This is a genomic window from Arsenophonus endosymbiont of Bemisia tabaci Q2, from assembly GCF_902713415.1.
Lineage (GTDB): Bacteria > Pseudomonadota > Gammaproteobacteria > Enterobacterales > Enterobacteriaceae > Arsenophonus.
In genome coordinates, this window is record NZ_CACTIE010000193.1 from 1 (window position 1) to 6,236 (window position 6,236).

The window sequence follows — 6,236 nt, forward strand, 5'->3', positions numbered from 1 at the left end:
ATACTTTCTTTGTCAGAAACACTCAGTAGAGCACGCTGAATAGGGCGGAGTTGAAGCATGAAATAGATCCCTTGGAATAATAAAATGTTTTAAAACATTAATTAAATTTTATGGCTATTCGCTATTACAAATGATATTCAAAAATAACTAGTTTCAATCAAATATTTTTTGTCGCAAACGCAATTGTAAAACAAACGTTTGCGTATTTCGCTTGCGTATTTCGCTTGCGTATTTCGCTATAATTTTTGTTATTTTATTTTTGTGGATAACTCTGTTAATAATTCGGTATAACATAATGCCTTGCTGTTTAATTAATCAATTAAACAAAATTATGCAAAATTAAGCTTACCAGCTGCGTAAAACTGCCTATAATGCACCCCCACTGAGTCAGTATAGAACGAATTAATTAAATTAAATTTTCTTGATGCAAGGTAAAGAAAAGTAGAAATAACTACTTGACTTTACAGCTGAAAAGCGCATTATAATATAATGCAACCTCATGGCCTAGGCCACAACCACAAGATCTTTAACAATTAATCAAATAATCAAACAATTTGTGTGAGCACTCGCACAAACATCATCAAAAAATATTTTGACTTTAAATTTTAAAGTCTTGAAAAGTGACAAAACAATTAATTAATATATAAATTATATATGCAGTAACGTTATTTTTGTCGGCAACGGCGAAGGTGGTCAAACATCGGAAAAGCAAGTTAAACAAAAAAGTGTTACAGTCAGTAACACATGCTTTGAGCATCAAGCTTTTAATTGAAGAGCTTAATCATGACTCAAATTGATACCCTGACGGCAGGTCTAGCACATGCAAGTCAAGCGGCAGACAAGTAAGTAAAATATAAAAATCTAATCAAAGGCAAAAAATAGCCACTAAAAACAGTGGCTAATACCGCATAATCTCTAAGGAGCAAAGTAGGGAGCCATTCTGATCTCACACCCTTTGGATGAACCCATATAAAATTAGCTAATAGGTGAGCTATTACCTCACCTAAACGATGATCTCTAGCTAGTCTAAGAAAATGATCAACCACCCTAAAACTGAGACACCGCCCAGACTCCTACGGGAGAAAACAGTAAGAAATAAAGTACTTTCAATCGTGAGGAAAGTGTTAAAGTTAATAACCTTGGCAATTGACGTTAGCGACAGAAAAAGCACCGGCTAACTCCGTGCCAGCAGCCACGGTAATACGGAGAGTGCAAGCGTTAATCAGAATTACTAGGCGTAAAAAACACGCAGGCAGAAGTAATTAAGTTAGATGTAAAATCCCCGAGCTTAACCTGGGAATGGCATTCAAGACTAATTAGCTAAAGTCTTGTAGAAAAGGTAAAATTTCATGTTTAGCAGTAAAATAAGTAGAGATGTAGAAAAATGCCGGTGGCAAAGGCGAGCCCCCTAGACAAAGACTAACGCTCATGTGCGAAAGAGTAAAAAGAAAACCAGATTAGATACCCTGGTAGTCCACACTGTAAACAATGTCAATTTGGAGGTTGTAATCATGAACTGTGTCCTCCAAAGCTAACGCGTTAAATCGATTGCCTGGGGAGTACAGCCAAAAAGTTAAAACTCAAATAAATTGACGGAGGCCCGTCACAAGCGGTAGAGCATATGGTTAATTCAATGTAACGCCAAGAACCTTACCTACTTTTGACATCCAGCGGAATCCTTTAGAGATAAAAGGAGATAGAAAAGTACCTTCGGAAGCGCTAAGACAGGTTCTGCATGGCTGTCCTCAGCTCGTGTTGTAAAATATTGGGTTAAGTCTCGCAACAAGCGCAACCCTTATCTTTTGTTGCCAGCGATTCGATCCAAAACTCAAAAAAGATTGCCAGTGGTAAACTAAAAAAAGGTGGAGATAACGTTAAGTCATCATGGCCCTTACGAGTAGGGGCTATACACGTGCTACAATGGCGTATACTAAAGAGAGGCAAGCCAGCAAGAAAAAGTAAAACTCAAAAAGTCCGTCAAAGTCCGGACTTAAAGTCTGCAACTCGACTCCATGAAGTTGGAATCGCTAGTAATCAAGGATCAGTATGTCGCGGTGAATACGTTCCCAGGCCTTGTAAACACAGCCCGCCATACCATGGGAGTAGGTTGCAAAAGAAGTAGGTAGCTTAACCTTTTTAGATGGTGCTTACCACTTTCTGATTCATGACTAGGGTAAAGTCGTAACAAGGTAACCGTAAAGCAACCTGCAATTAAATCACCTCCTTACCTAGATAAATAAAATGTGAGTGTTCACATAAATTGGCTGATAAAATAGCGCGTAAAGCCAATCTTATAGAGAGTTAAGACATCGTCCTTTCACGGCAATAACAGGAGTTCAAATCCCCTATGGAACGCCACTTTACTGATTTAGAAAGGCAGTGCACAACGCTAAAAGCGTGGTGCACTGTTTGTTGTTTACCCAATAATGCAATAACGATTAAGCGAATTCAGTAAGTTAGTTTACCAACTTATGCTCTTTAACAATCTGGAACAAACTGAAAATTGAAACACACATTATTAAAAAATAATGTAAAAAACTCTCAAAACTCCAATTAGTTGGGTTTTTGTTGTCATGATAAATCGTTATAAGTCAGCAGTCAGCAATTCAAGGCAGCCAGCGCACAGCAAGCCCAGCGTACTAAAGTACGTAGGCACATTGAGGGCACTGCCCAACAAAAAATTAGTAGACGCGCAGCTATAACCCAACAAAAAGACAGTAGAAAACACCTTCAGGTTGTAAAGTTAAGCGAATAAAGCCTACACGGTAGATGCTTAGGCAGGCAGCCAAAAACAATAAAAGACATGATAATCTGAGAAAAGCGCCGGTAAGCTGATATGAAGCGTACTAGCCAGCGATGTCCAAATGGAAAAACTCAGTGCATTAATGCACTATCGTTTGATGAATTCATAGTCAAACGAGGCAAACCGGGGGGTACTGAAATGTTTCAGTTCGTCGAGGAAAAGAAATCAACCAAGATTTCCAAAGTAGTGACGAGCAAACGGCAAGCAGCCCAAAGTCAACATCAATATTTACCGCAGGAGAAGGGTCTGGAAAGGCTGGCAATAAAGGGTGATAGGGCCCCGTATCTCAAACGGTAAGTGTTGTGAACTCGAAGAGTAGGGCCGGAGGAAACATGTTATCCTGTCTAAATATGGGAAAACCATCCTCCAAGGCTAAATACTTCTGACTGACCGATAGTAAACCAGTACCGTGAAAAAAAGGCAAAAAACCCCGGCAAAAAGAATGAAATAAAACCTAAAACTGTGTACATACAAGCAGTGGAAGCACCCAAAAAAATGTTACTGCGTACCTTTTGTATAAAAGGTCAGCGACTTATATTCTGTAGCAAGGTTAACCGGATAGAAGAGCCGTAAAGAAACCGAGTCTTAACTTACCGTTAAGTTGCAGGGTATAAACCCTAAACCCGGTGATCTAGCCATGAGTAAGTTCAAGTTTGCGTAACACTAACTGGAGGACCAAACCGACTAATGTTTCAACATTAGTCGGATGATTTGTGGTTGGGGATAAAAAACCAATCAAACCGGGAGGGAAATAGCTAGTTCTCCCCAAAAGTTATTTAGGTGCGCCTGAAATTATCTTCGAGTAAAGCACTGTTTTGTGAGTCATCCCAACTACCAGTCCGATGCAAACTACAAATACCGAAACATGTTATCACGGAAGGAAAACACGGCGGGTGCTAACCGTCCCGTGAAAGGGAAACAACCCAAACCGCCAGCTAGCTAAAGTCCCCAAGTCCTAGTTAAGTGGGAAACAAAATGGGAAGGCTTAGACAGCCAGGATGTTGGCTTAGAAGCAGCCATCATTTAAAGAAAGCGTAATAGCTCACTGGTCAAGTCGGCCTGCGCGGAAGATGTAACAGGGCTAAACCATGCACCGAAGCTGCGGCAGCGACATTTAAATGTCGTGTTGGGTAGGGGAGCGTTCTGTAAGCCGTAGAAGGTGGACTGAAAAGTCTGCTAGAGGTATCAGAAGTGCGAATGCTGACATAAGTAACGATAAAGCGGGTGAAAAACCCGCTCGCCGAAAAACCAAGGTTTCCTGTCCAACGTTAATCGGGGCAGGGTAAGTCGACCCCTAAGGCGAGGCTAAAAAGCGTAGTCGATGGGAAACAGGTTAATATTCCCGTACTAAGGGTTACTGCGAAGGGGGGACGAAGAAGGCTAAACTAGCCGGGCGACGGTTGCCCCGGTTTAAGCAAGTAGGTGGGTAGTGCAGGAAAATCCGCAGTGCTACAACACTGAGACGTAATGACGAGCCACGAAAGTGGTAAAGTAGTTGATGCCCAGCTTCCAGGAAAAGCCTCTAAGCGATAGGTAATCATTAATCGTACCCCAAACCGACACAGGTGGTTAGGTAGAGAATACTCAGGCGCTTGAGAGAACTCGGGTGAAGGAACTAGGCAAAATAGTGCCGTAACTTCGGGAAAAGGCACGCTGGCATTAAGTGAAAGGTCTAGCATCCGGAGCTAAAGCCAGTCGAAGATACCAGCTGGCTGCAACTGTTTATTAAAAACACAGCACTGTGCAAACACGAAAGTGGACGTATACGGTGTGATGCCTGCCCGGTGCTGGAAGGTTAATTGATGGGGTAAGCCGTAAGGCAAAGCTCTTAATCGAAGCCCCAGTAAACGGCGGCCGTAACTATAACGGTCCTAAGGTAGCGAAATTCCTTGTCGGGTAAGTTCCGACCTGCACGAATGGCGTAATGATGGCCAGGCTGTCTCCACCCGAGACTCAGTGAAATTGAACTCGCTGTGAAGATGCAGCGTACCCGCGGCAAGACGGAAAGACCCCGTGAACCTTTACTATAGCTTGACACTGAACATTGAGCCTTGATGTGTAGGATAGGTGGGAGGCTTTGAAGTGTAAACGCCAGTCTGCATGGAGCCAACGTTGAAATACCACTCTTTAATGTTTGATGTTCTAACTTGAGCCCGTAATCCGGGCTAAGGACAGTGTCTGGTGGGTAGTTTGACTGGGGCGGTCTCCTCCCAAAGCGTAACGGAGGAGCACTAAGGTTGGCTAATCACGGTCAGACATCGTGAGGTTAGTGCAAAGGCATAAGCCAGCTTAACTGCGAGCGTGACGGCGCGAGCAGGTACGAAAGTAGGTCTTAGTGATCCGGTGGTTCTGAATGGAAGGGCCATCGCTCAACGGATAAAAGGTACTCCGGGGATAACAGGCTAATACCGCCCAAGAGTTCATATCGACGGCGGTGTTTGGCACCTCGATGTCGGCTCATCACATCCTGGGGCTGAAGTAGGTCCCAAGGGTATGGCTGTTCGCCATTTAAAGTGGTACGCGAGCTGGGTTTAGAACGTCGTGAGACAGTTCGGTCCCTATCTGTCGTGGGCGAAGGAAGATTGAGAGGGGCTGCTCCTAGTACGAGAGGACCGGAGTGGACGCACCACTGGTGTACAGGTTGTCATGCCAATGGCATCGCCTGGTAGCTAAGTGCGGAAGAGATAACCGCTGAAAGCATCTAAGCGGGAAACTTGCCTCAAGATAAATCTTCCCTGACAGTGATGTCCTATAAGGGGTGTTCAAGACGAGAACGTAGATAGGCTCGGTGTGTAAGCGTAGCGATACGTTGAGCTAACTAGTACTAATAACCCGAGAGGCTTAACCTAACAACACCAAAGGTGTTTTGAAAGAGAGAATTTTAGCTTGTTTTAAAATTAAATATGGTCAAATTTTGCTAAAAGCCAAGGTATGTTCGCTACTAAGGTAGGTGATCAGACTATCTATTCTATAAAGCAGCGAAATAAGACAAAATAAAAAATAAATAAAAAAGAATTTGTCTAGCGCTAATAGCGCTGTGGTCCCACTTGACCCCATGCCAAACTCAGAAGTAAAATGCTGTAGCGCCGATAGTTAAGAAAGCTGCCAGCCTTTAATTTAAGGCTAATGGAAAAGACCGTTAGTAAAGTAAATTGGGTGGTGCGGTAATTCAGTTGGTTACAATATCGGCCTGTCACCCCGAAGTTCGCCGGTTAGACCCCGTCTGCACCCCCATCTATTAGGGGCGTAGTTCAATTGGTAGAGCACCGGTCTCCAAAACCGGATGTTGGGAGTTCAAGTCTCTCCGCCCCTGCCATTTATGGCTTTATAGATAATATTATTAAATATTAAAAACCCTGTTTAATAGACTGAGTTTTTTATAAGCCGCTCAAAGCCATTTTAATTTCTAGTCATTAAAATTGATGTATTTATG

At 42.8% G+C, this 6,236-nt stretch carries 1 tRNA gene and 2 rRNA genes; all 3 read left to right on the forward strand.

The features are described 5' to 3' along the window. The first annotated feature begins 765 nt into the window (after positions 1–765). A 16S ribosomal RNA gene (locus ARSQ2_RS15275) occupies positions 766–2,227 on the forward strand. Between the two features lie 514 nt (positions 2,228–2,741). Further along, a 23S ribosomal RNA gene (locus tag ARSQ2_RS15280) occupies positions 2,742–5,652 on the forward strand. The 16S and 23S rRNA genes sit together here with 1 tRNA gene alongside, the layout of an rRNA operon. 391 nt (positions 5,653–6,043) lie before the next feature. Continuing rightward, positions 6,044–6,119: transfer RNA gene (locus tag ARSQ2_RS15285), tRNA-Trp, on the forward strand. Positions 6,120–6,236 lie beyond the last annotated feature (117 nt).